This is a genomic window from Nocardia sp. BSTN01 (genome assembly GCF_015354405.1).
GTDB lineage: Bacteria > Actinomycetota > Actinomycetes > Mycobacteriales > Mycobacteriaceae > Nocardia.
Window position 1 is genome coordinate 1 of the sequence record NZ_JADKYP010000046.1, and the last position, 26037, is coordinate 26037.

The following is a 26037-nucleotide window of genomic DNA, read 5'->3' on the forward strand; positions in this document are numbered from 1 at the left end:
CGTTGACGTTCAGCTTCTCGTCCGGGATCTTCAGATCCTTCTGGAACTTCAGCGCGACCGAGGCGAAGGCCTCGTTGATCTCGAACAGATCGATGTCGTCGACCGACAGACCGGCCTTGGCCAGCGCCTTGTGCGCCGCCGGGGTCGGGCCGGTGAGCATGATGGTGGCGTCGGCACCACTGGTGGCGGTGGCGACGATGCGGGCGCGCGGGGTCAGACCCGAAGCGGCGCCGGCCTCCTCGGTGCCGACCAGCACCAGCGCGGCGCCGTCGACGATGCCCGAGCTGTTACCGCCGTGGTGCACGTGGTCGATCTGCTCGATGTAGTGGAACTTCTGCAGCGCGACGGCGTCGAAGCCACCCATTTCGCCGATGCCCGCGAAGGACGGCTTGAGCTTGGCCAGATCCTCGACGGTGGTGCCGGGACGCATGTGCTCGTCCTGGTCGAGGATGGTCAGGCCGTTCAGGTCCTTGACCGGGACCACGGACTTGGCGAAGTAGCCGCCGGACCAGGCCGCCGCGGCGAGCTCCTGCGAGCGCACGGCGAACGTGTCGACATCCTCGCGGCTGAAGCCCTCGATGGTGGCGATCAGGTCGGCACCGATGCCCTGGGGCGCGATGTAGAGGTCGTAGCTGGTGGTCGGGTCGGCGAACAGCGCACCGCCGTCGGAGCCCATCGGAACGCGCGACATCGACTCGACACCACCGGCGATGACCAGGTCTTCGAAGCCGGAGCGGACCTTCTGCGCGGCCATGTTCACGGCCTCGAGGCCGGAGGCGCAGAAGCGGTTGATCTGCACACCGCCGACCGTGTCGGGCAGGCCCGCGGTCAGCACGGTGGTACGGGCGATGTCGGCACCCTGGTCGCCGATCGGCGACACGACACCCAGGATGATGTCGGAGATGCGATCCTCGTCGAGGTTCGGGAAGCGGTTGCGCAGCTCCTGGACCAGACCGGTCGTCAGATCGATCGGCTTGACCGAGTGCAGCGAGCCCTTCTTGTTGCGGCCGCGCGGGGTGCGGATGGCCTCGAAAATGTAGGCCTCTGTGGTCATATCGGAGTGTTTCCTTCCTTAAAGGTGCCGACCGGCCATCCGACCGACCGTGTTCGATCCCGGCGAGCCCTCAGGCACACCACACCGGCGAACCGGGAGGTCACACACGGTTCCCTCCGGAAGTCCGCCGAGCGCATAACGCTGTACAAACGCCGACACGCATCGACCTACGAGGCTCCGGGGTGCCCGTATGCCTGGGCATACCATAGAACCTCGTAGCACCGATGCTGACGACCACCCGTTCATAGTACAGCGGGATGCGAACTCCGGTTAACTTAACGTATTCCGGCAGGTGACTGTCAACCACCCAGATGTGTGGCACCCAACTCAGTTCGCAGCAACTCCAAGGCCACCTCATCGGGGTCGCGGCGCTGTTCCGGCGGGACCGGTCGCGCCGATTCCGCGAGCATCTCCTGCTCTTCTTCCGGCGTCAACGCAGGTGGGACACCGTCGTAACCTACCGGCGAGTAGTCCGACGGCCCGGGGTCGTCCGGGAGGTCCGGCGCCTCGGGCGGCGGAATATCGTCGTCGGGCGCGGTTCGGTCGCCGGCGCCGGCGCCGCGCGGCGGGCGGAACTCCCGCCGCTGCGCCTGCCCCTGCCCGTCGCGACGATCGGCCGCCGCGCCCCGGGTATCGGTCTGACCGCCGCGGGTATCGCCCTCCGCCGACTGCGCCTGACTCTGGCTGGGCCGGACGAATCGCGGCGGTTGCGACTGGCCCGGACTGTCCCCGCGCCCGCCACGGCCTGCCGGTGGTTCGGCGCCACCTCGCGCAGGTCGCTCGGCTGCCGCGCCGCCGGCGCGCGCACCACCGGCCTCACCCGACCCGACTTCCCACCGGACGCCGTACTGCCGGCCGATCACCGCGTGCACCGCGGCCCGCACGGCGTCGATGTTCTGCGGAATGGACAACCGTTGCGCGAGCGGAGCATGCGGATGCGCGAACACGATCGTGTCGCCCTCGACCCGGACGGCCCCCACCGCACCCGAGAGCAGCGCCGGCAGGGCGGCACTCGACTCCCGCGCCTTGGCTCGGATATCGGCCCAGGCGGCCTCGATCTCCCGCAGCACATCGCCACCGCCGGCCTCGGCGGGCGACGTCACCGGTTCCGCGGGCGCCTCATCTGCGGCGTGGCCCACCGAGTCCGGGCCCGACACATCCGGCGTTCCAGGGCCGGCGGCCGCAGCAGGTTCGGCGGTGGAAACTCGGGCTGCACCAGCACCAGCACCGTCGCCGGAAGCGGCGGCGGACTCGGACTCGGCGCCGTGGGAATCCGGACCCGCGCCGGCCTCCGGACCGTTCGAACCCTCGGCACTCGTCGGCCGTCCCGCAGGATCCGAGTCGCCGTCCGGCTCGAAGGACCCCGCGGTGTGCGCGGCCGGACCCGACGGACCTCCTGCTTCCGATTCGTCCACGACGGCGCCGGAAGCGGCGGCGTTGCGCCCCTCGTGACCGTGCTCGGCGCCCTCATCGGATCCGGGCGACCCCGGGCCGCCTCGGCGGGCAGTGGAGGCAGCACTGCCAGGTTGGTGATGTGGCACGTCGGACGATTCCGGCCGGGCGCCGGAATCCGCGGCGGACGGCCGATCGACGGCCTCCGATTCGACTGCGGCGGCGCCCCGATCGGGAGCGGACTCCAGCGCTCCGTCATGACGCTCGGCATCGGCAACCGACTGCGCGCCGGAGGGTGATCCGGCATGCGGTTCGGATCCGGCGCCCCGACTCTCATTGTCGGCTGCGGGACCGGAAACGGTTGTCGCCGTGCCCTTTTCGTCCCCGGTCGACGCCGGGCGACCGGTTTCACGGTCGGCAGCGGCGGTCATTGTGGAGCCGGGCGCGGAGACCCGCTCACCGGGCGCCGGAACATCGGCGGTACCGGGCGCGGACCGATCATCCGAGGATGGGCCACCGGCCGAGGCCGCGGCGTGCGGATCGGCCGAAAGCCCTTGGGGCCGTTGCCCTTCCGATTCGTTCTGCGTCTGCGGCGTCGCCGGTGATTGCGGGCCGGTCGGCGACTGTGCCCGCTGCGCCGGATGCGGCGCGCTCTTCTTCTCCCGCATCGCGGCGAGCGCTTCCGCGCCACGGCGACGCGGCTCTCCGGACGATTGGGCCGCGCCACCGGCAGATTCCGGCGCCGGGGCGGCGGGCGCGGCGGAGGGCTGCGGCGCGGCGGCGGGCGCGGATGCCGGGACTCCACCCGACTCCATCCGTCGCTCCAGGCGTTCCAGCCGCTGCAACGCCGCCGATTCGGCTTCCGAGACCGAGGGCAGCAGCATGCGGGCACACACCACCTCGAGCAGGAGGCGGGGTGCGGTCGCGCCGCGCATCTCGCCGAGACCCTCGTGCAGCAGCTCCGCGTAGCGGGCCAGGGTGGCCGGGCCGATGCGGTCGGCCTGGGCCGACATCCGGTCGATGACATCGCCGGGGCCGGTGACCAGGTTGCGTTCGGCGGCATCGGGAACCGCACGCAGCAGAATCAGATCGCGGATGCGCTCGAGCAGGTCGGTGGCGAAGCGGCGTGGATCGTGGCCGGCCTCCACCACTCGATCGATGGTGGCGAACAGGGCCGCACCGTCGTCGGCGGCCAGCGCGTCGACGGCCTCGTCGATCAGCGCGATATCGGTGACGCCGAGCAGGGCCAGCGCCCGGGGATAGGTGACACCTTCGGGCCCGGCGCCGGCCAGCAGCTGATCGAGCACGCTGAGGCTGTCGCGCGGCGAACCACCGCCGGCCCGGATCACCAGCGGATAGACCGATTCCTCGACCTGCACCTGCTCCTGCTCGCAGATCTTGCCGAGCAGCCCGCGCATGGTGGCCGGTGGCAGCAGCCGGAACGGATAGTGATGGGTGCGCGAGCGAATGGTCGGCAGCACCTTGTCCGGCTCGGTGGTGGCGAAGATGAAGATCAGATGGGCCGGCGGCTCCTCGACGATCTTCAGCAGCGCGTTGAATCCGGCCGTGGTGACCATATGCGCCTCGTCCACGATGAAGACGCGGTACCGCGATTCCGCAGGTGCGTAGAACGCACGATCACGCAGCTCACGGGTATCGTCCACACCACCGTGGCTGGCGGCGTCGAGTTCGATGACGTCGAGATTGCCGGGCCCGCCCGGGGCCAGCGCGACACACGACGGGCACACTCCGCACGGTCGCGAGGTCGGGCCCTCGACGCAGTTGAGCGAGCGCGCCAGAATGCGCGCCGAGGAGGTCTTGCCACAACCTCGCGGGCCGGAGAACAGGTAGGCATGACTGATCCGCCCGGTGTCGAGCGCGGTACTCAGCGGATCGGTAACGTGCTCCTGCCCCACTACCTCGGCGAAGGTTGCCGGTCGATACTTCCGGTACAGAGCCACGGCCCGAGGGTACCGGCGAACACCGACAGGAAACCATTCGCGCACCGGGTATCCACCCCGCCCGCCGAACCGATCACGGCCATGAATAAACTATGATCTACATCACAAGCATTCTTTTCGTCCGATCTCGGCGCGGACAACCGACCTGGTCAACAATCGGTTTGCGCTCGGCAATCGGAAACAGCGTGAAATTAACAGCGATTTCGTCTGCGAGCCGCCGAGTGACGAAATCTTTTGGACACGCTCCCCGTTTGCGACCCAAATTATGGACGTAACGATTCCGTCACCCGATTAGCGCCCGGTCCACTCTGCTGACTAACGTTGGTTTCGGCAACTTCGGTAGCCAAACCTTCATCAGGTTGGTGTCCCCGGTCGGTCCCTCATCCCGACCGGGGCACAACAATGTTTCGGAGGTAATGACGGGTTATGACGACCGTGCCGTCGTGTGACGACATCGCCGCCGCCTGGCTCTCACACACCGATTTCGCCGGCGATCGGGCCGCCACGGATCTGCTCCGCCGCGCCATCAGCCCCCGCGATTTCTCGCGCAACCGCGATTCGCTGCCGGTATCGGCCGCGGCCGATCCGGCCACCGCCGGCGCCATTCTCGAATTGCTGGATCGGGGCCAGGTTCCGACGCTGTCGGCGATCGACACCCTGATCGCGCAGAATCGGATACGCGCCGAGGCAGCCCGCATCGAACGGCTGGGCCGGCGCGCACAGCGCAGTATCGACGAATTCGGCCGCACACTCGCCGAGCTGACAGAGGACTATCGAAACACCCACCAGATGGGACCCACCCGCCGCGATATTCTCACCGCCGCACCGATGGTGACCTTGATCCGCGAACGCGTCGGCGATATCGCCCCGAACGCGGTCAAACATCTGTGGCTCGTCGAACGGGCGCAGCGCGCGGGATGGATAGCCTTCGATGCCACACCGCGATCGCTGTGCGCGGCCCGGCGTTTCCACTCCGCGAAATACGGCAACCGCGTGTCGCTGCGCCCGGTCAACACCATCGGCACCCTCGTGGCCGCGTTCCTGGACACCTACCGCACCACGCACGGCCGCCCGCCGCGCTGGTCGATCCTCGCGCACGAGTTGCGCGACGACCGTGGCCGCCGCGTCTTCAACGACACCGCCGACGCTCGCGCCCAGCAGCAGTGGCTGGTCACCGCGCAATGGCTCGCGCTCGAGGACGATCTGCCGGTTCCCGGGGCCCGCGGTCGGCGCGCGCTGACCCGGCAGGCCCGCAAGCGCGGGAATTGAATCCGAACGGAAGTACCAGACTCGCTCATCGGCGCGACACCGGAGGTTCGGTAGTTTCTTGCCACGCGAACGCGTGTGGAAAAGGAGTTGTCCGTGCCCCCGACCATCGACCCCGCCGCCACGGCGTGGCTGTTGACCAGCACCGCGCTGGTCCTGCTCATGACCCCCGGCCTGGCGATCTTCTACGGCGGCATGGTGCGCACGACCGGCGTGCTGAACATGCTGATGATGAGCTTCATCTCCATCCCGCTGGTGACGGTGGTGTGGCTGCTGTTCGGTTACACCCTGGCCTTCGGTGACGACGCCGGCGGCGGATTGATCGGCGGGCTGGAACATTTCGCGATGACCGGCATCACCCCGGGCACCGTGCGCAGCGGCGTTCCGGAACTGCTGTACGCGACCTTCGAATTGACCTTCGCGATCCTCACCGTCGCACTCGTCAGCGGCGCCATCGCCGATCGCGCCAAATTCTCCGCCTGGATGGTGTTCGTCCCGGTGTGGGCGCTGGTGGTGTTCGCTCCGATCGCGCACTGGGTCTGGGGTCCGAACGGCTGGCTGGCCTCCTTCGGCGTACTCGATTTCGCGGGCGGCCTGGTGGTCGAAATCGCTTCCGGCGCTTCGGCTCTCGCTTTGGCCCTGGTCCTGGGACCGCGGATCGGATTCAAGGTGGACGCGATGCGCCCGCACAATCTGCCGTTCGTGCTGCTGGGCGCCGGACTGCTGTGGTTCGGCTGGTTCGGCTTCAACGCCGGATCCGCGTTCAAGGCCGACGGACTGGCCGCCGCGGTGTTCCTGAACACTCTGGTCGCGGGCTGTCTGGGCATGCTCGGCTGGTTGATCGTGGAGCAGATCCGCGACGGACGCCCGACCACCTTCGGTGCGGCCTCCGGCGCGGTCGCCGGACTGGTCGCGATCACGCCCTCGTGCGGTTCGGTCAACGCGCTCGGCGCGGTGATCGTGGGCCTGGCGGCGGGCGTGGTGTGTTCGTTCGCCGTCGGCTGGAAATTCAAGGCGGGCTACGACGATTCGCTCGATGTGGTCGGCGTGCACTTCACCGGCGGCGTGGTCGGCACTCTGCTGATCGGCCTGCTGGCGAACCGGGTGATGACCGGCGGAGCGCGCGGATTGTTCTACGGCGGCGGACTCGCGCAGCTCGGCAAACAGGCGGTCGGCGTCGTGGTGGTCGCGGCGTGGGCGTTCGGCGTCTCCTATCTGATCGGCAAGGTGATCGATCGGGTGATGGGCTTCCGGGTCAGCAAGGAGGACGAGGTCGGCGGTATCGACTTCGCGCTGCACGCCGAGACCGCGTATGTCGAGGGTGTGCACGGCCACGCACCGCGCGGCCTGTTCGGCCATCATCCGCACGGCGGCGGGGAGCGTCCCGCCGGTGACGGGGATCGCTGACGCCGATCCGCCCCTCCTCTTGCGCCGCGCTGGGGTAACGGCGTTACGCTAACACCGTTACCCATACCGGCCGCCCGAGGAGCACTCATGCTGACCCGAATCGCCCGGCTCGCCACCCGGTATCCGAAGCGGGTACTCCTCGCCGCCCTGGCCCTGGCACTGATCTGCGGCGGCTTCGGCGCGACGGTCACGGCCCATCTGCAAGCCGGCGGATTCACCTCGGACAAGGCCGAATCCACCCGCGCGGCACAACTGGTGGCCGATCAGTTCAATGGCGCCCAGCCCAATCTGGTGCTGCTCGTACACGCCGACGAGGGTGTGGAGTCGGCCGCGGCCCGTGCGGTCGGCGCCGATATCGCCGCCCGGCTCGGCAGTCGCTCCGATACCGTCGGCGTCCGGTCGTATTGGACCAGTCCACCGCAACTGGCCGCCGCCCTGCGCAGTACCGACGGCAAGAGCGCGTTGGTCATGGCCTACCTGACGGGCGGCGACGACAAGGCTCAGCGCACCGCCGGTGAGATCGCGAGCACCCTGCCCGTCTCCACACCTGGTGTGACCGTGCGGGCGGGCGGAATCGCCGCCGTCTATCACGATGTCAACACCCAGGTCACCAAGGATCTGGCGATGGCCGAGGGCATCGCGGTCCCGCTCACGGCGATCGTGCTGATCCTGGTGTTCGGCAGCGTCATCGCGGCGTCGCTGCCGCTGGCGGTCGGAATCTTCGCGATTCTCTGCACGCTCGCGATCCTGCGCAGTTTCACCCTCTTCACCGATGTGTCGATCTACGCGTTGAATATGACCACCGCGCTGGGACTCGCGCTGGCGATCGACTACAGCCTGTTCATCGTCAGCCGATATCGCGAGGAATTGTCCGCCGGTTCCGGCCACGAGGCGGCGGCGGTGCGCGCGGTGCAGACCGCGGGGCGAACGGTGCTGTTCTCGGCGCTGACGGTCGCGCTGGCGCTGGCCGTGCTCAGCGTCTTCGACATGTACTTTCTGAAATCGTTCGCCTATGCCGGGGTCGCGGTGGTGGCGGCCGCGGCGATCGCCTCGATCGTGATCCTGCCCGCGGCGCTGGTGCTGCTCGGCGATCGGATCAATTCCTGGAATCTGCGGGTGGCGATCCGGAAACTGCTCGGGCGGCCCGAGCCCACCTCGCGACCGGAGCGGGAATCCGGCTGGTATCGCACGGTCACCTGGGTGATGCGGCGGGCGTTGCCCGTCTCCGTCGCGATCATCGCGGTACTGCTCGCGGTCGGCGCGCCGTTCCTCGGGGTGAAGTTCGGCTATCCCGACGACCGGGTGCTGCCCACCGGTTCGACCAGCCGCGCGGTCGGCGACGAACTGCGAGCGGAGTTCCCCGCCGTGAATTCCGGCACGGGAACGACGATCGTGCTGCCGGGTGCGCCGAGCGAACCCCAGGCGATCAGCGGCTATGCCACGGCACTGTCGAAGGTCGAGGGCGTGAACGCGGTGCTGTCCAGCAGCGGTGTCTACGTGTCCGGCGCGCGGATGGGCGGCGCCGCGCCGGGTATGGCCAACGACTCGGGTCAATACCTCACCGTCACATCGGCATTCGATCCCTACTCGCCACAGGCCAAGGATCAGTTGCAGGCGTTGCGCGATGTGCCCGCGCCCGCACCGGCGCTGTTCGGCGGTGCGGCGGCGATGAACGTGGACTCGCTCAACGCACTGGGACAACGGTTGCCGCTGGCGATCGCGCTGATCGCACTCGCGACCTTCGTGGTCCTGTTCCTGTTCACCGGCAGCGTGGTGCTCCCGCTGAAAGCCGTGGTGATCAACTCGCTGTCGCTCACCGCGATGTTCGGGATGATGGTGTGGATCTTTCAGGAGGGACACTTCTCGGGGCTGCTCGGCTTCACGCCCACCGGCTTCCTGGTGCCGACCATGCCGATTCTGATGTTCTGCTTGGCCTTCGGCATGTCGATGGACTACGAGGTGTTCCTGCTCTCCCGTATCCGCGAGGCCTGGCTGGCCTCCGACCGCACCGCCGCGGACAACGACCGTTCGGTGGCCATCGGCGTCGCCCGGACCGGTCGCATCGTTACCGCGGCCGCGCTGTTGATGGCGATCGTGCTGGGCGCCATGATCACCGCGAAGGTGTCGTTCATGCAGATGTTCGGACTCGGCCTCACGATCACCGTGCTGGCCGACGCCACCGTCATCCGCATGCTGCTGGTTCCGGCCCTGATGCGCCTGATGGGCCGCGGGAACTGGTGGGCCCCGGGGCCATTGGCGCGCTGGCACGAACGGTTCGGCCTCACCGAACACCCCACGCCCGCAGCGCCGCAACCGACGGCGGAACCGGCTCCGGCGGGGCGGCCGTGACGCGTTCCAGCCGTCCCCGTTCGGCCCGCGGCTCCGGTACCGAGCTGCGCGCAGAGATCCTGGCCGCGACACGAGAGTTGCTGGCGCGCACCGGTAATGCCGATTCGGTGTCGATTCGTGAGGTCGGCGGGCTGGTCGGCGTCACCGCACCGTCGATCTACCGCCACTTCGCCGACAAGGACGACCTCATCGACGCCGCGGTGGCGGAGGTGTTCGAAGATCTCGACGCCGCCATCGGCGCCGCGAGCGACCCCACCGTCTCGCCCATGTCCCGATTGCGTCAGCAGGGGCTGGCCTACGTGCGCTTCGCCCTACAGCACCCCGGTCAATACCGCGTCGCCACCGCCGCCTCGCCCGGCGAAGGCCCCTCGGCGGTGGATGTGGTGCTGGGCAGTGGTGCGTTCCAACGGTTTTCGCAGACCGTGCGGGAGGCGATGGACTCCGGCGTACTCGCACCCGGCGACCCGATGCCGCTGGTGCTCGAGCTCTGGGCCGCCGCGCACGGTATCGCGTCGCTGCTCATCGCCAAACCTCATCTGCCGTGGGGCGATGCCGAGGCCGTCGCCGACCGGGTCATGGCGGCGGCCTGCCTCGGACATGCGGTGCTGGAGGTCATCGGCGGGGAGACACCGAACCCCGACGAGGGTGCGCGCTGGTTGGCGCAGTTGCGCGAGGACCGGTAACGCTCAGGCCGGGGAGATCACGGCGCCGATCACGACACCGAATCCGACGGGGAGTTCCAGGTGTTGCACATCCAGGTCCGGTTGTTGTCCTCCCCCTGTGCGTACCACGCCCCGTAGTGCTGGTTGGCCCCGTGGTCGCGCACGTCGGAATGATCGTCCCCGCGTTGATAGTTGTCCTGTTTCACGTAGTAGGCCTGATCGTTGGAGACCGTGCCCGCCACCTCGGAGGAGCTGATGAACATGCCGCCGAAGCACTGGGCCTCCAACTCCAGCCGACGCGAAAGCTCCAGGCCCGCAGCAGAATTGGTACCGGCGTTGTAGCGGTCGCGGCTCATCTTGGACATGATGCCGGAGATGGCCTGTACATGGTGGCCGTATTCGTGCGCGAAGACCCCGAGGTAGACGTACCAGCGGTCGCCGTACACCTCGGTCTGAATGTGATCCAGCGGCATGTAGATCGTATTGTTGGCCGAGCAGTAGAACGCGGCGTAACTGCCGGAACTGCCACACGGTGACGCCGCGTTCGCGCCACTCGCCGGAACACTCACGGTGGGGCTGGAGAACGGGAGGTTCTGCGCCACGAGTACCGGCTGCCACATCCGGTCCAGACACGATTTCGCCGCCTGGAAGAAGGCTGTCGCCGACGCGACATCGGAACCCCATCGGGGGTAGCCGCAAGAGATGTTGATCAGCCCGGAGTTGTGATCGTCGAAGATCGGATTGGCCGCCGTGGCCGCAACGGGCTGGGGGCCGGCCGGTTTCGTCGTCGGCACGACAGTCGTCGTGCGGTAGTAGGGCTTCGTCGTGGACGGATACGGCGTCGTCGTGGACCGCGCGGTCGTGGCGGTTTCGCTGGTGCTCGTGGCCCAGGTGGGCGGCGTATACGTGAAGCTCGGCGTCGATGTCGAATACGACGCCGACGAATTGTCGCGACCGCCCATGGTCGCGAACGCGACCAGCCCGCCGACCACCACGAAGACGAACAGCACCGCGAGGACCGCCCCGACCGCACCGCCACCGGATCGCGGCGGCGGATAGGGACGGCCGTAATAGCCGGGCGGCGGCAACGGCGGTCCGCCGTAGGGCCCGACCGGATATGCCCCCGGCGGTGGTAGCGGCGCACCGTACGGTGGGCGCGGACCGGGTGGTGGATACCCCGGAGGCGGGCCGTATCCGGGTGGTGGCCCGTACCCGGGCGGCGGGCCGTAGGGCGGGCGACCGTGAGGCGGAACCCCGTGCGGCGGTGGATATCTCGGCGGTTGCGGCATGGCGGTTCAGCTCACCTGTCCGGACGGCGCGATGAAGGTGTTGCAGGGCGCGGTCGCGTTCTTGTCGAATCCGGTACTCCACCAGTCGCCGGCGTGTTCGGCGGTGCCGTGGCTGCGCATATCGCCGGCGCTGTCACCTCGGCCGTAGGCGTCCTTGCGCGCGGATTGCGCCTGCACCGGCGTCAGCGATTTCCCCCCGGCCGAGGATGCGAAGTACATGCCGTCGAAACAGTTGGCCTGCAGTTCGATTCGTCGCGAGAGGTCGAGCCCCTCGTCGCTGTAGAGGCCGGTCTGGCGGCGCTGTTTGTTCGCGGCGCCGAGGATCCCGGACAGCGCCTGGATATGGTGACCGTATTCGTGGGCGAAGACCGAGAGGTAGATCTCCCAATGATCGTGGAACATGTCCGTCTGCAGCTGACTGATCGGCATGTAGATGGTCTGATCCGCACCGCAGTAGAAGGCCGCGAAATTGCTGCTGGATCCGCTGCACGGCGTGGTGATGCCCGACGTGGTCGCGGTGACGACGAGTTTCGGTGGCGTGAACTTCAATTTCGCATTCTCCAGCACCGGTTTCCAGGCGTCGGCCAGACAGGCCGCGGCACTGTCGAAGAATGCGCGCGCGGCGTCGACCTGCGTGCTCCACGGGGTATACGGGCAGCGCGCCGGACTCAGCGGCGAACCCGGGTCGGCCAGTAGTGGATTGGCGCCGGTTTCGGCGACGCCGGCGGAATCCTTTCCGGGCGGGGGGTTGTAGCTGTAGTTGCCGTGTTCCCCCGTATGGGAGGCGGCGTCGAATCCGGTCCGCACGGCGAAGCGGATGAGGCCCGAGGTGACGATCAGCAAGATCACGACGACGACCGCGCCGAATCCCCCGCCTCGCTTGCGCGGCGGAGCGGGGCGTGGGCCGGCCGGGCCGTACGGCCGCGGCGGCGGAATCGGTGGACGATGGCCGGGCGGCGCGACGGCCCGATAACCCTGTCCCGCAACGGATCCCGGGTTCCCGCCGTAACCGGCGGGCGTGGGGTATCCACGCGGCGGGGATCCGGCGGGCGCCGCGTACCCCGGAGGGGGCGGATAAGCGGGTGGAGGCGGATAACCGGGCGGTGCCGAGTGGCCGGGCGGGGGACCGTATCCCGGCGGTGGTCCCGGGCGCCGCGGGCCGCCCGGACCATAGGGTGGAACCGGCCGTCCGCCCGGCGGATTCGGGCCGTGCCCGTAGGGTGGTCGACTCACTCCCCCACTCCCCCTTGTCCGTTCCTCATCCAGCGACAGCCACCGCTCTCCGGCGACAGCCGCCGACGCAGAATAGCAAGCCGCCAGATTCGCGACCCCTGCTCGCGCAGTGGCCCACCGCTAAGCTACTGCCCCATGCTGATCTTTCGGGGGGGCGCATTCGGCGCTCTGTTGTTGACCGCGGTCGGGCTGTTCGCCGCAGCACCGGCCGCTCGGGCGCAGGAGCCCACGGGTGTGTCGATCATCGCGGATGTCAAACTCAGCGAGGGCGGTCTGCTCGAGGTGGCCGAAACCGTGAAAGTGCCGCCGGGTGGGCAGTTCCATATGGCGCTGCCGCTGCGAGTGGGACGCGACGACGGGAGCGAACGCCGCTTCGGCGTGACCGACATCTCCAGTACCGGACCGGGTTCGGCGAAGGTGGCGGGCGATGTGTTCAGCGTGGACGCGCCGCCGGGGGAATCGTCGTTCAAGTACACCGTGCACGGGACGGTCGCCGATGCGCCGGGTACGCAGGTGTTCCACTGGACGGGGGTCCTCAACACCGATGTCGCCTCGTTCGACGGTTCGGTGATCAGCCCGAGTTATCAGATGGGAATCGCCGACTGCACGGTCGGCTCGGTGGGTAGTACCCGCAAATGCAACGACGCCCGCGTCGAGCCGGACGGCGTCCTCACCATGCACGAGGAGAACCTGCACAAAGGTGACATCCTCGATGTGACACTGCAGGTGCCGCCCGGCACGGTGAAGGCCAACGCCGATATTCGCGGCGGCCGGGGGTCGGGCGCCTTCGCCGTCACCGCCCCGGTGCTGATCGCCTTCGGTGTCCTGCTGGCGGCGCTGGCCGCCTTCGGCGCCTATCTGGCCCGGTCTCGCCGCCAGGACAGCGCAGCCCTGACCTCCACCGAGACCCTGGATCCGGTGCAGCGCAACGGAAACCACACCGAATTCGTCTCCCCGGACGGCATCCTGCCGGGTGAGGCGGGCCTGTTGCTCGACGGCTCCGCCGATGCCGCCGATATCGCCGCCACCGTGGTCGATCTGGCGGTGCGGCGCTACCTGTGGATCGCCGCGGTGAGCGATTCGGACTGGCGCATCACCCGGGTGAATCCCGCCGATGATCAACTGCGCAGCTACGAAAAGCACGTCTACACGACACTGCTGCCCGAGGGCGCCGACTCGGTGCTGCTGTCGGAACTGCGGGCGCCGGGACGCGTCGCCGCCGAGCCCGTCCGCTCGGCGCTGCGTCGCGATGCGGTCGAGCGCGGCACGTTGATCGATCACGACCGGCGCGGGCTCGCCTTCTGGATCGGCATCGCGCTGCTGGTGGCCGGGGTGGGAGCCACCGTCGGCCTCGCCATCGCCGGCGGGTACGCACTGGTCGGCGTGGCCATCGCGCTCGGCGGTGCGGCCGTCCTGCTGCTCGGCCGGTATCTGCCGGTGCGGACCGCCGCGGGCCGCGCACTCGCCGCCCAGGTGAAGGCGCTGCAGAACGGACTCGACGCCCAGCGGCCCGATCAGATCCCGCCGGCCGATCGCGAACTGCTGTTCTCGCGGGCGCTGCCGTTCACGATCATCGGTGGCCGGGCCGACAACTGGATCCGCACCTTCCGCGACGTGGATCCCGGGGCCGACCGTCAGGCCGGGCTCTACTGGTTCGGCGGCTTCGACCGCGACCGGAATCTGCACCGGTTCGCCGGGCATTTCCCGTATTTCATCACCGCGCTGGAGGGACTGTTCACGACGTCGGGTCACTGATCCGCCGGACGACCTCGTAGGCCGCCCGGGCGGTGGTGCGGCCTTCGGCCACGGCGGGCAGCAGCCCGACCAGACCCCACGACAGGAATGTGGTGTCGGGCTCCGCACTGCCCTGATCGGCCAGGATTCCGGCGATCATCCGCTGGGTACCGCGCACGACGACCATGGTGCTCTTCGGGTCCAGAAGCGCCCGCTAGACCTCGGGGTGTCCCTCGGCCAGTTCGATGACGGCTCGTATCGGGTCACCGGAGCGCCGGGCGAGCGCCGCACGCAGGAATTCGGTCCCGCTCACCACGAGCAGGTCGTCCTTGCCGCGGGCCAACTGCCGCTTCGACTACGGCGTGGCACAGTCGCTGGAGCTGCCGGATGCCGCGTTCGACGTGGTCACCTGCACGTTCGGTATGCACCACATTCCCGAGGCGGACCGTGGTCGCGCGCTGGCGGAGAGGTCGCGCGTACTACGGCCCGGAGGACGAGGGCTGCTCGCCGATATGGCGCCCGGGGCGTGCACGGACAGCTGACGAAGCGACTCAGCAGGCATATGGATCCCACCGAGATCGATATCAGACGGTATCGGAAAGCGCTGCGGGAGACGGGTTTTCAGGACCTCGAATATCGGACGATCAAGCCGTCAACTGGTGTGCTGACCGGCGTCAAGCCCAGCTGAGCGACCTCGGTCGGGGTGGCCGTACCACCCCGACCGTATGCGCCGGCTCAGCGCGAGCGCGTGGCCCGGCGCAGTGCCGACAGCGGATCGGCGTAGCAGACGCTGAGCGAGGTGACGGCCGCCGCATGCTCCTGGACCCGCCCGCCGAATCGGCTGATCCGCAGGTCGGCCGGGGCGAGAGTGGTGGCGCGACCGAAGGCCTGCACGACTCGTTCGAGTCCCGGCCGGTAACCGGTGAAGGCCTGTCCGCCCAGCACCACCCGATCAGGGTTGAACATGTCGCGCACCAGAGCCGCGGTGTTGCCGAGGATCTCGGCCCGCTCGAACAGCATGTCGCGAGCCGGGGCGGAACCCTGTTCGGCGGCCTTGTACAGCTCGGCGATCACCGGCTTCCGCGGCGCCTCCCGCTTCGGCACGATGCCGGCGCGCACGGCGCGAGCCAGCACCGCCGCCTCACCGACCGTGGCCTCCAAGCAGCCGCGCCGGCCGCACGAGCAATCGATATCGGATCCGGTCGGCAGATGCGCGATCGAACCCGGGCCGTTCGCCGGGGTGTAGACGCGATCGTGCAGCGTGACCGCGACACCGACCGTCTCCCGGCCGTAGATGTAGAGGCTGCTGCCGGGCCGGTCCTGGGCACCGGAACGATCCGGTGTACCGGTGGTGAGCAGCAGTTCGGCGGCAGCCATCGCCTCCACGTGGGCGGCGACCGAAACCGGCAGGTCCAGCACGGTGGCGAAGATCGGGCCGACCGGCGCCGACTGCCAATCCAGGCGGGGGTGATCCACGACGCCGGCGACAGGATCGACCCGTCCGGCCAGCGCCACACCGACCCACAACGGCCGGCGCCGCGGTAATCGGTCGAGGAAGGCCTTCGCGCTGCGGGCGATGATGGTGATGGCCGCCTCCTGCGCGGCCTGCGGGGTGGCGATCTCCAGCCCGCCCAGAATGCGGCCGGACAGGTCGGCGGCCACGATCCGGGTGAGATTCGCACCGATGTGGACGCCCAACGTGGCGAAGCGGTCCGTCTCGACCTCGAACGGTACGCGCGGACGCCCGACCGCACCGGATGCGGTGAGATCAGCGCGTTCTCGCAACAGGCCGGACGAAAGTAGCGCCGACACTTGGCGGTTCACGGTGGCGATGCTCAAACCCGTTGTCTGAGCGGCATTGTCGCGGAAGATCGGCCCGCGGGTGGCGGCGCGCAGGACGGCGGCCGCCGGGTTGTCGGTGATCCGCAATTCCGGCGGAACCACCGGCCGCGGCGCACTGCGTACCGGCCGCGGACGAGAGGGGGAAGACTGTCGTTCGAGGGTGGGGCTCGTCATGGGGCGAAGTCCTTGTCGAAAGTCTCGTGAAGAGACGGAACTACATCGGCAACAAGGCAGCGAGAAGGGCCCGAAAGGGTCGACAGACGGACGACTGGAGCGGTCTCAGCTGCGCGGCCGGGAACAACACAGTTCCCGCTGCCGCGGCAGCCGCACACCGAGCGCCACGGTCACGTAGGTGACCCGTGCGCGGTTCGAACGGCTGGTGGACATGTGTAAAACGGTAACATCCCGATTCCGCGCCGCGCCAGCGAATGGTCACGGCACATATTGCGCTCACACTGATTTGAATGCGGACCCGCATCGCCGCAGGTGGCGCATTACCTTCGATCACCCGAATTTCAGCAGGTCGGCCGCCCGCGCGGGCGGCGGATAACCGCACACCCGGCCGCCGCCGGCCGTGCGGGCGGCACCCCGGCCGCGACACCCCCGTTACGCTCGGAAACCGCAGGTCACAAGCGTTAGGAGGTGGAGATGACGGCCGATCCGGTACCCCTGCGGCAGCAGCGCGGCTCCGCTGCCGACCACCCGGCCACCGGGGCGGAGACGACGGCGCCCGGCGCCGGCGCCCGCACCATTCGCAAGGCCGATCGGGCCCGCCAGGTGGCCGACGTCCTGCGCCAGCAGATCCACACCGGACAGTGCCCGGACCCGCTGCCCACCGAATCCGAACTCGCCGCGGAATTCGCGGTGTCCCGCAACGCGGTGCGCGAAGCACTGGCACTGCTGCGCGACGAGGGCCTCATCGGCCGCGTTCCCCGGGTGGGCACCTATGTGGCACAACGTAAATACGATCACGGCCTGGACAGCCTGCGCGGCCTGAAGGAAACACTGCGCGGCCACGGCGAGGTGCGCAACGAGGTGCGCGCGGCACTGCGCCTCACACCACCGCCCGCGGTCGCCAACCGGCTCGGTCTCGAACCGGGCGAATCCGCGGTCTACCTGGAGCGGCTGCGCTATCTGGGTGATCTCCCGCTCAGCCTGGACCACACCTATCTGGCCCCGGACATCGGCGAGCAGGTACTCGACTGCGATCTGCGATCCGAGGACATCTTCGGACTCATCGAACAGATCAGCGGCCAGTCGCTCGGGTCCGCCGACCTGGCGGTGGAGGCCATCACCGCCGATATCCACAGCGCCGCCACCCTGCAGGCCCCCGAGGGCAGTGCCCTGCTGTTACTGGAGCGACTGACCTATCTCGCCGACGGGCGGCCGGTGGACCTGGAGTACATACGCATGCGTGGTGATCGGATCACCCTGCGCGACAGTCTGATTCGCACCACGGAAAGCAACGATTGGAGGCTGAGCCGCCATGGCGTCGGTCAATCAGCGGGCTGATGTCCCGGTAACCATCGACGAATCGCTGTGCATCGAAGGGTGCACGCTGTGTGTGGAGATCTGCCCGCTGGATTCGCTGGCGATCAATCCGGACAACGGCAAGGCGTTCATGCACGTCGACGAATGCTGGTACTGCGGTCCGTGCGCGGCACGCTGTCCCACCGGCGCCGTGACCGTGAACATGCCGTATCTGCTGCGCTGAATCGCGCAGCGGAATCTTACAGTGGCCGCCCTCGGCCCGATTTCGAGGAAATACCATGAAGTACCGTCGTGCCCGCATACTGGCGGCCGCCGCCCTGATCGCCACTCTGGCCGCCGGATGCTCGCTCGAGCAGACCGGATCCGGGGACACCGTCCGGGTGGTCGTCGGTTATCAGTCCAAGACGATCAATACCGTCACCGCCGGAACTCTGTTGCGCGCCAAGGGTTTCCTGGAAAAGCGCCTGAACGACCTGACCGCGAAGGGCGGGCCGAAGTATCAGGTCGAATGGCAGGACTACGACACCGGGGCGCCGATCACCGCCCAGATGGTCGCGGAGAAGATCGACATCGGCTCGATGGGTGATTATCCGTTGCTCATCAACGGTTCCCGGACCTCGGCCAATGAGCGTTCGGCCACCGAACTGGTCTCGATCACCGGTTACCAGCCGCGCGGATCGCTGAACATGGTTGTCACCGCGCCGAATTCGACGGCGACGACGCTGTCGGATCTCGCCGGCAAGAAGGTGTCCGCGAGCGTCGGCTCCGCCGGTGACGGCACGCTGCGCCAGGCGCTGAGCCGCGCGAACATCGATCCGGCCCACGGGGTGGACGTGCTGAATCAGCAACCGCAGATCGGCGCGTCCGCACTGGAATCCGGTCAGGTGCAGGCACTTTCGCAATTCGTGGCATGGCCCGGCCTGCTCGTTTTCCAGGACAAGGCGAAGCTGCTCTACGATGGTGCCGAATTGAACGTGCCGACGTTCCACGGAGTGGTGGCACGTCGTGATTATTCGAAATCCCATCCCGAGGTGCTCGATGCATTCCTGCAGGCGCAACTTGACGCCACCGATTTCCTGCACGCGAAACCGCTCGAAGCCGCGCAGCTGGTCGCTGACAACTCCGGACTGCCGGCGGAGGTCGTCTACCTCTACAACGGACCCGGGGGAACCTCATTCGACACTCCCCTGAAGCCGCAGCTGGTCCAGGCATTCAAGGGTGACGTTCCGTATCTGAAGTCGATCGGTGATTTCGCCGATTTCGACATCGACAAGTTCGTCGACGATGCCCCGCTACGCAAGTCCTTCGCCGAGCGCGGCGCGAATTACGATGCGGCCGTGGCGAATTTCGCCAATCCGGCGCCGATCACCGGCACCGACCCGAGTACCGGCAAGCCGGTGTCCGATCCGGCCCTCACGGGCGAGATCTGGTTCGACGGCCAGTCCACCGCCCAGCCGGCGGGCAGCCCGACCGATCTGCTGCGTGCGGTGAAAGCCGCTCGGGCGCAAGTGAAGAAGATCCGAGCGGCGTACGTGCCGGATGCCGAACTCGGCACCCGCTGGTTCGCGGACAAGGCGCAGTGGGTGCGCGAGGGCGATACGTACCTGCCCTTCATCACCCCCAGTGCGGTGCAGCGGTATCAGGCCCGCCATCCCGGTGCGGTCGCGGTGAGTTACGACCAGGCCATCGGTGAGGTGCGGTCATGAGCGCCACCACCCTGCCCGTCGACGCGCCGGTTCCGGCCACCACTGCTCCCGCCGCCGTCGCCGAGCGCGGCAGCGCCGCGGGCGTGCCGGCGACGCGGCTGTGGACGTCGCGGCTGGTGCGGGTGGCGTCGATCGTCGTCGCACTGGTCGCCTGGCAGTTGTTGACCGCCAACCACGTTCGGTTGTGGGTGCGTTTCGATACGCTGCCGACCGTCACCCAGATCGTGCACACCCTGCGGCTGCAGTTGCAGACCGACACCTATTGGCTGGACCTCGGGCAGTCGTTGATCCGCATTCTCAGCGGGTTCGGCCTGGCCGCGGTGATCGGCGTCGCGACCGGCGTGGCGCTCGGGCGTTCCCGCTGGTTCGCCGATATCTTCGGACCGCTGACCGAGCTGGCCCGGCCGATTCCGGCGATCGCGATCGTGCCGGTGGCGATTCTGCTGTTTCCCACCGACGAGGCCGGCATCGTCTTCATCACCTTCCTCGCCGCCTATTTCCCGATCATGGTGAGCACCCGGCACGCGGTGCGGGCGCTGCCGACCATCTGGGAGGAATCGGTGCGCACGCTGGGTGGCAGCCGCTGGGACGTCCTGGTGCGGGTGGTGTTGCCCGGTAGCCTGCCGGGCGTGTTCAGCGGCCTGTCGGTCGGGATCGGCGTGGCCTGGATCTGTGTGGTCTCGGCGGAGATGATCTCCGGGCGGCTCGGCGTCGGCTATCGCACCTGGCAGGCGTACACCATCGTCGACTATCCCGGCGTCTTCGTCGGCATCATCACCATCGGCGTGCTCGGCTTCGCCACCTCGGCGGCTATCGAACTGTTGGGACGGCGCGCCACTCGCTGGCTGCCGCGGGCGCAGGAGGTTTCGAAATGACCGGCACCGCGATGAGCCTGGGGCTAGACAAGGTCGAACTGCGCTACGGTGGCGCTCCCGTGCTGGACGAGCTGACACTCGATATCCGCGCGGGCGAGATCCTCGTGCTGACCGGGCCGTCGGGATGCGGGAAGTCCACGGTGCTGCGCGCACTGGCCGGGCTGCTGCCGCCCCGCTCGGGGCGGGCACTCGCGGACGGTGACGAGATCACCGGCCCCTCGCGCGATCGGGCGATGGTGTTCCAGGACAACGCGCTGTTGCCTTGGCGCACAGTACGTTCCAACATCGACCTGGCGTTGAAGTTGCGCGGCGTGCCGCGGACCGGTCGCGCGGCACAGGCCGAGCGCTGGATCGAGGAGGTCGGACTCACCGGCTTCGGCGACTACCTGCCCAAGAGTCTGTCGGGCGGTATGCGCCAGCGCGTCCAACTCGCCCGCGGTCTGGCGGGCGCACCGCGGGCGGTGCTGATGGACGAACCGTTCGGCGCCCTGGACACGCCGACGCGGATCACCATGCAGCGCTTGCTGATCCAGACCTGGCAGACACATCCGACCACGGTCGTGTTCGTCACCCACGATGTGGACGAGGCATTGACCCTCGGCGACCGCGTCGCGGTCCTCGGCGGTACCGACCGGGCGTTGCGATCGCTGCTGACGGTGCCGAATCCGCGCGCCAAGGACGTCGACCGCAGTGCCGAGCGCACCGAAATCCTTGCCGCCCTCGATCATTCGTCCCAGCCAACCGCCGCCTGAGCCCATCGTTCGAACGAGGCACCCCCTCGGCGACCCGGCTGCGGCAGCGCCGTTCCGGTCGCCCGGCACCGGCGTGCGTTGCCGCCCCGACTATTCACCTCTGTGGAGTGTGCTGATGAAGATTCCCGAGCTGTCCGAAACCGTGCGGCTGGACTGCGATGTGCTGGTGATCGGCGGCGGAACCGCCGGCACCATGGCCGCGCTCACCGCCGCGGAGAACGGCGCGAACGTTCTGCTGCTGGAGAAGGCGCACGTGCGTCACTCCGGTGCGCTGGCCATGGGCATGGACGGCGTGAACAACGCCGTCATCCCGGGTAAGGCGGAGCCGGAGGACTACGTCGCCGAGATCACCCGCGCGAACGACGGAATCGTCAACCAGCGCACGGTGTATCAGACCGCGACCCGCGGTTTCGCCATGGTGCAGCGGCTCGAACGCTACGGCGTGAAATTCGAGAAGGACGCCTACGGCGAGTACGCGGTGCGCCGCGTGCACCGCTCGGGCTCCTATGTGCTGCCGATGCCGGAGGGCAAGGACGTCAAGAAGGCGCTCTATCGCGTTCTGCGGCAACGCAAGATGCGGGAACGGATCCGGATCGAGAACCGTCTCATGCCGGTACGGGTCCTCACCGACAACGGACGCGCGGTCGGCGCGGCCGCGCTGAACACCCGGACCGGGGAGTTCGTGGCGGTCGGCGCGAAGGCGGTGATCCTGGCGACCGGCCCGTGCGGGCGACTGGGTCTGCCGGCGTCGGGATATCTCTACGGCACGTACGAGAATCCGACCAATGCCGGCGACGGGTACGCGATGGCGTATCACGCCGGCGCGGAATTGTCCGGCATCGAATGCTTCCAGATCAATCCGCTGATCAAGGACTACAACGGACCGGCCTGCGCTTATGTCGCGAACCCGTTCGGCGGATATCAGGTGAACGCCGCCGGTGAGCGCTTCGTCGACTCGGACTACTGGTCCGGGCAGATGATGGCCGAGGTGAAGCGGGAGATCGAGTCCGCGCGGGGGCCCATCTATCTGAAGGTCTCGCATCTGCCCGAGGAGACACTCGACGCGCTCGAGGGCATCCTGCACACCACCGAGCGGCCGACCCGGGGCACCTTCCACGCCAACCGCGGCCACGACTACCGCACGCACGACATCGAGATGCATATCTCCGAAATCGGTTTGTGCAGTGGGCATTCCGCGTCCGGCGTCTGGGTGGACGAACATGCGCGCACCACGGTGCCGGGACTGTACGCGGCAGGCGATCTGGCGTGCGTACCGCACAACTACATGATCGGGGCGTTCGTCTACGGGGATCTGGCGGGCGAGCACGCGTCGTCGACACTCACGGAAGTCGCTGCGCCCCAATCACTTCCCGCCGATCAGCTGTCCGCGGCACACGAACTGATCTACCGTCCGCTGCGCCATCCCGACGGCCCGCCGCAGCAGCAGGTCGAATACAAGTTGCGTCGCTTCGTCAACGACTACGTGGCGCCGCCGAAGACGCAGACCAAACTGTCGCTGGCGGTGGAGACCTTCGAGCGGATGCGGCAGGAGATCGCCCAGATGGGCGCGGACACCCCGCACCAACTCATGCGCTGCGCCGAGGTCGACTTCATCCGCGACTGCGCCGAGATGGCGGCGCGCTCCTCACTCACCCGCACCGAATCGCGCTGGGGTCTGTACCACGACCGCGCCGACCTGCCCGAACGCAACGACGAGGACTGGCGCTACCACCTGAACCTGCGCAAGGGCGCCGACGGCGAGATGGAATTCCTGAAGCGCCCGGTCGCGCCGTATTTCGTCCCGGTGCCGGAATGGGAGGACCTCCCGCGCGCCGACCTCGAGCCGGTCGCTGTGGCGCAGCCGGAACTGATCGCCGGCCCGCCCCGGACGGCAGGCGCGGCCACCGGCGCCGCGCCCCGGCCGGGCATCACGATCCCCGCTGCCGCGGACGACTCCGCCGCACCCCGGATCGCGATTCTGCTCAGCCTGGACGGCCCGACGGTTGCCGAACTCCGGGACTACCTCGATGACACCGACCCGCGGGTGCGAGCCACGGCCCTGTCGGTATTGACCGAGGGCACTCCGGACGGATTCGCCGATGCCCTGATCGCCGCACTCGGAGACGATGACGCCGCGGTGCGCGCGGCCGCCGTCTCCGGCCTGCGTGAGCTGATCGAAATCCTGCCGCCCGCAGAGCAATTGACCGCACACGCGGATTCGCCCGATCCGTTCGTGCGAGCCGCCGTAGTGGATCTGCTGCGCGCACAGCGCCGCGGCTCGGCCGACCTGTTCGGCAAGGCGGTGGTGGACAGCGACCACCGCGTGCGCATCGAAGGGGTGCGCGCGCTGGTCTCGCTCGACGACTGGCCGGCACTCACCGCCGCGGCATTCGACGAGAACCGGGAGGTGCGGGTGGCTGTTGCTCGCGGCCTGGCCGAGGTCGGCGCCGGCGGAGCCGACACCGTCCGCGCCCTGGTCGGCGACCGTGATCCGCTCGTCCGCGCGGCGGCTCTGGCGGCGCTGGCCCGACTCGGCGATTCCTCCGACGCGACGATTCTGGCTGCAGCGCTGAAGGATTCGGCCTGGCAGGTCCGCGAGGGCGGCGCCCGCGGCTGGGCGGGCCTGGGCCCCGAATCCGCGGCCGCCGCCCTGGAACCGGCCCTGACCGACCCCCACCCGGACGTCCGCAAAGCCTCCGTCCTGACGCTGTCCCACTGGCCCGACCATGCGGCCGTCCGAGCCGCCCTCCAAGTGGTACTCGCCGACACCGACGCCGACGTCCGCGCCTACGCCCGCCGCACGCTCGAGGCCGCCTGAGCGAGTACGGGGCCGCCTTCATCACCTCCTCGGGAATCGGGTCTACGCTCGGCGCAATTGTCGGTCGAATCAGCAAAGGAACACTGATGACCCGGATCGCGAGGAATCTTCGGCGCGTCGCCGCAACGTTGGTCGCGACCTCGGTCGGGGTCGGTGCGGCGTCGACGGCGAGCGCGGCGCCGCTGCCGACTTTCCCGATCGGCGCACCCGAATACACCGTGGATGTGAATACTCCGGCCGCCGCGCCCGGCTACATCTACTACAGCAACGGTGTCAGTGCGGCGGCGCTGGTGCCCGGGGCGGGTAAGGCGTTATCGGCAGTTCCGGCGACCGCGCCCGCGAATATCGTCGTGGACAAGGCCGGACACGAGGTCTGGCGCTACACCCCGCCCGCCGGGCAGGACGTCTCCAATTTCCGCACCCAGACGTATCAGGGCAAGCGGGTGCTGACCTGGTGGCAGGGCGGAACCGTCGGCGGGCACGGTTCGGGCGCCGACTACATCGCCGACGAACACGGCAACGTCATCGAAACCCTCGACGCCGGAGGCGTTCCCAGCGACGTCCACGAATTCCGCCTGACACCCGACGGCCGAGCGTTGATCACGTCGTATCAGGAGGTGGACGCCGATCTGTCCACGATCGGCGGACCGAAGAACGGCACGATGTACGACACCGTCGCCACGGTGGTCGACGTGGCGACCAAGCGAGTCTTGTTGCGCTGGAGTGCGGCCGAGCACGTCCCGCTCACCGACACCACCACCCCCGGCAAACTTCCCGGCAGCGACACCTACGACCCGTACCACATGAATTCGATCGCGCTGGACCCCGACGGCAACCTGGTGATCTCGATGCGCGACACCTCCACCGTCTACGACGTGGACATCCACACCGGTGCGATCAACTGGCAACTCGGCGGATTGCATTCGACCTTCGACCTCGGCCCCGGCGTCGCATTCGCCTTCCAGCACGATGCGGAATTCGCCGACCCCAGCACCCTGCGCCTGTTCAACAACAACTCCAGCGGCTTCCAAACGCTGGGTGTCTCGAGCGTGCAGTGGATCCACCTGGACCTCGACAACCACCGAGCCACGTTGGTACGCAACCAGACCCACCCCGACGGCCTGACCGCCTTCGCCATGGGCGACGCCCAGCCGCTACCCAACGGGAACACCCTGGTGGGCTGGGGTATGGCACCGCACATCTCGGAATTCGGCCCGACCGGCGACATGGTCTACGACGCCCTGTTGCCCCTGGGCACCTATCGCGCCTTCCCGGCAGATTGGGCACCGACTCCGAAGTGAGGGTTGGCACGACCCGGCGCGTCACGTCCGGAAAATTTTCAAGCACTGGCCAGTTTCTCGTTGACCCATTTGTTGACACTGATCCCGCGCTCGGTGGCCTCGATGGTCAGTCGCCGGTGCATATCCGCGGATGTGCGGACCAGGAACTGGCCACTGTACGTGCGATCGGCCAACGGCACCGGCACCGGCTCGCCGTTGGCCTCCAGGTCTGCTACCGCGAATTCCACCAGGTCGGCGATGCCCCGCAGTGCGTCGAGCGGATCGCCATCCAAATGTGACAGGGATGGGAATTCGAGGCAGGTACCGGCCCATTCACCGTCCTCAGGCGACCACATCACGCGATACGAGTAGTGGTTCACAACGCCTCCTTCTTCGCGATCGCGGTCAGCACCTGCCTGACCTGGTACGGCTAGGCCTTCGCGCCACCAGCCTAAATATGGACGCGAGGGTCCCTCTGCACCAGCTTGTCGATCTTCTCCTCGGCCGTCATGCTGCGGACGATCTCGCATATGAGATCACTCCGGTAGGTCGCTTCGCGGTACTGCACGCTCGGCCGAGCCGGCAACTCGCTCGGAGGCGGACCGAAAGCGGCCCCCGCACCCTCGTTCGGGTGTGGGGGCCGCTTTTCGCGGTGGCGACTCAGCCGTTGGTGCCCGGCGCGGTGGTCGTGGTGCCGCCCGACTGGGCGCTACCGGAGGCCAGCGCCTGTAGTAGCGACGGCAGCAGAGCCGCGCTACCCGTACCGGTCGACGGATCGGTAGGCGTCGTGTCGTCGATGGCGACCGCGGGAGCGGCAGCCTCGGCGGCGCCCACACCGACACCGATCACCGCGGCAGCGGCGAACGCAGAGAAGGCAAATCGGATGATGCTCACAAGAATTACCCCTCGCTCGTTGTTGTGATTGC

Annotated in this window: 21 protein-coding genes; 13 read left to right on the plus strand and 8 right to left on the minus strand. The window is 68.3% G+C overall.

The window, feature by feature from the left end:
* Together IRT45_RS27485 and IRT45_RS37180 are read right to left on the minus strand one after the other, a co-directional pair.
* A partial coding sequence (locus IRT45_RS27485) for an acetyl-CoA C-acetyltransferase (protein WP_194808759.1) occupies window positions 1–1054 on the minus strand: 1054 nt, incomplete at its 3' end.
* Between the two features lie 299 nt (window positions 1055–1353).
* Window positions 1354–4407, minus strand: a complete 3054-nt coding sequence (locus tag IRT45_RS37180) for a DNA polymerase III subunit gamma and tau (RefSeq protein WP_309241179.1) — start codon at window positions 4405–4407, stop codon at window positions 1354–1356.
* Between the two features lie 426 nt (window positions 4408–4833).
* Here IRT45_RS37180 and IRT45_RS27495 point away from each other — a divergent pair, with 426 nt between their 5' ends.
* The 4 genes from IRT45_RS27495 (at window position 4834) to IRT45_RS27510 (ending at window position 10112) form a co-directional block, all read left to right on the plus strand.
* A complete protein-coding gene (locus IRT45_RS27495; protein WP_228535266.1) occupies window positions 4834–5676 on the plus strand; it encodes a hypothetical protein in 843 nt (280 codons plus the stop codon).
* A gap of 93 nt (window positions 5677–5769) precedes the next feature.
* Window positions 5770–7080, plus strand: coding sequence for an ammonium transporter (locus IRT45_RS27500; RefSeq protein ID WP_063063674.1), 1311 nt, complete (start codon window positions 5770–5772; stop codon window positions 7078–7080).
* Window positions 7081–7167: 87 nt separating this feature from the next.
* Window positions 7168–9429: an MMPL family transporter gene (locus tag IRT45_RS27505; RefSeq protein ID WP_194808760.1), complete on the plus strand. Its 2262-nt coding sequence runs from the start codon at window positions 7168–7170 to the stop codon at window positions 9427–9429.
* Window positions 9426–10112: a TetR/AcrR family transcriptional regulator gene (locus IRT45_RS27510; protein WP_194808761.1), complete on the plus strand. Its 687-nt coding sequence runs from the start codon at window positions 9426–9428 to the stop codon at window positions 10110–10112. The genes IRT45_RS27505 and IRT45_RS27510 overlap by 4 nt, the downstream gene beginning before the upstream one ends.
* 29 nt (window positions 10113–10141) lie before the next feature.
* Here the strand turns inward: IRT45_RS27510 and IRT45_RS27515 are convergent, their stop codons facing one another.
* Together IRT45_RS27515 and IRT45_RS27520 are read right to left on the minus strand one after the other, a co-directional pair.
* Window positions 10142–11179: a neutral zinc metallopeptidase gene (locus IRT45_RS27515; RefSeq protein WP_228535268.1), complete on the minus strand. Its 1038-nt coding sequence runs from the start codon at window positions 11177–11179 to the stop codon at window positions 10142–10144.
* A gap of 207 nt (window positions 11180–11386) precedes the next feature.
* The gene (locus tag IRT45_RS27520; RefSeq protein WP_309241180.1) at window positions 11387–12229 is read right to left on the minus strand and encodes a neutral zinc metallopeptidase; all 843 of its coding nucleotides are present in this window, start codon (window positions 12227–12229) and stop codon (window positions 11387–11389) included.
* A 519-nt stretch (window positions 12230–12748) separates the two neighbouring features.
* Here IRT45_RS27520 and IRT45_RS27525 point away from each other — a divergent pair.
* The gene (locus IRT45_RS27525; protein WP_194808762.1) at window positions 12749–14368 is read left to right on the plus strand and encodes a DUF2207 family protein; all 1620 of its coding nucleotides are present in this window, start codon (window positions 12749–12751) and stop codon (window positions 14366–14368) included.
* On the opposite strand, the gene IRT45_RS27530 is transcribed toward IRT45_RS27525, so the two are convergent.
* Window positions 14349–14525, minus strand: coding sequence for a hypothetical protein (locus IRT45_RS27530; protein WP_194808763.1), 177 nt, complete (start codon window positions 14523–14525; stop codon window positions 14349–14351). The genes IRT45_RS27525 and IRT45_RS27530 overlap by 20 nt on opposite strands.
* A 151-nt stretch (window positions 14526–14676) precedes the next feature.
* Here IRT45_RS27530 and IRT45_RS27535 point away from each other — a divergent pair, with 151 nt between their 5' ends.
* Window positions 14677–14889: a class I SAM-dependent methyltransferase gene (locus IRT45_RS27535; protein ID WP_255535615.1), complete on the plus strand. Its 213-nt coding sequence runs from the start codon at window positions 14677–14679 to the stop codon at window positions 14887–14889.
* A 193-nt stretch (window positions 14890–15082) separates the two neighbouring features.
* On the opposite strand, the gene IRT45_RS27540 is transcribed toward IRT45_RS27535, so the two are convergent.
* A complete protein-coding gene (locus IRT45_RS27540) occupies window positions 15083–16363 on the minus strand; it encodes an ROK family protein (RefSeq protein ID WP_194808765.1) in 1281 nt (426 codons plus the stop codon).
* A 474-nt stretch (window positions 16364–16837) separates the two neighbouring features.
* Here IRT45_RS27540 and IRT45_RS27545 point away from each other — a divergent pair, with 474 nt between their 5' ends.
* The 7 genes from IRT45_RS27545 (at window position 16838) to IRT45_RS27575 (ending at window position 25132) form a co-directional block, all read left to right on the plus strand.
* A complete protein-coding gene (locus IRT45_RS27545; RefSeq protein WP_194808766.1) occupies window positions 16838–17701 on the plus strand; it encodes a GntR family transcriptional regulator in 864 nt (287 codons plus the stop codon).
* Window positions 17676–17903, plus strand: coding sequence for a ferredoxin family protein (locus IRT45_RS27550; protein ID WP_030516520.1), 228 nt, complete (start codon window positions 17676–17678; stop codon window positions 17901–17903). Before IRT45_RS27545 ends, IRT45_RS27550 begins: the two co-directional genes overlap by 26 nt.
* 55 nt (window positions 17904–17958) lie before the next feature.
* On the plus strand, window positions 17959–19386 hold the full coding sequence (locus IRT45_RS27555; RefSeq protein ID WP_194808767.1) for an ABC transporter substrate-binding protein: 1428 nt from the start codon (window positions 17959–17961) through the stop codon (window positions 19384–19386).
* Window positions 19383–20261 (plus strand): ABC transporter permease, encoded by an 879-nt coding sequence (locus tag IRT45_RS27560; protein WP_194808768.1) that lies wholly within the window; start codon window positions 19383–19385, stop codon window positions 20259–20261. The genes IRT45_RS27555 and IRT45_RS27560 overlap by 4 nt, the downstream gene beginning before the upstream one ends.
* Window positions 20258–21013, plus strand: coding sequence for an ABC transporter ATP-binding protein (locus IRT45_RS27565; protein ID WP_228535270.1), 756 nt, complete (start codon window positions 20258–20260; stop codon window positions 21011–21013). Before IRT45_RS27560 ends, IRT45_RS27565 begins: the two co-directional genes overlap by 4 nt.
* A 115-nt stretch (window positions 21014–21128) precedes the next feature.
* Entirely contained in the window at window positions 21129–23831 is a 2703-nt protein-coding gene (locus IRT45_RS27570; RefSeq protein WP_194808769.1) for a fumarate reductase/succinate dehydrogenase flavoprotein subunit, read from the plus strand.
* An 86-nt stretch (window positions 23832–23917) separates the two neighbouring features.
* A complete protein-coding gene (locus IRT45_RS27575) occupies window positions 23918–25132 on the plus strand; it encodes an arylsulfotransferase family protein (protein WP_194808770.1) in 1215 nt (404 codons plus the stop codon).
* Window positions 25133–25170: 38 nt separating this feature from the next.
* On the opposite strand, the gene IRT45_RS27580 is transcribed toward IRT45_RS27575, so the two are convergent.
* Together IRT45_RS27580 and IRT45_RS27585 are read right to left on the minus strand one after the other, a co-directional pair.
* Complete coding sequence (locus tag IRT45_RS27580; RefSeq protein WP_223273316.1) at window positions 25171–25491, minus strand: type II toxin-antitoxin system HicB family antitoxin; 321 nt, start codon at window positions 25489–25491, stop codon at window positions 25171–25173.
* Between the two features lie 280 nt (window positions 25492–25771).
* Window positions 25772–26005, minus strand: a complete 234-nt coding sequence (locus IRT45_RS27585; protein WP_194808771.1) for a hypothetical protein — start codon at window positions 26003–26005, stop codon at window positions 25772–25774.
* Between the last annotated feature and the right edge of the window lie 32 nt (window positions 26006–26037).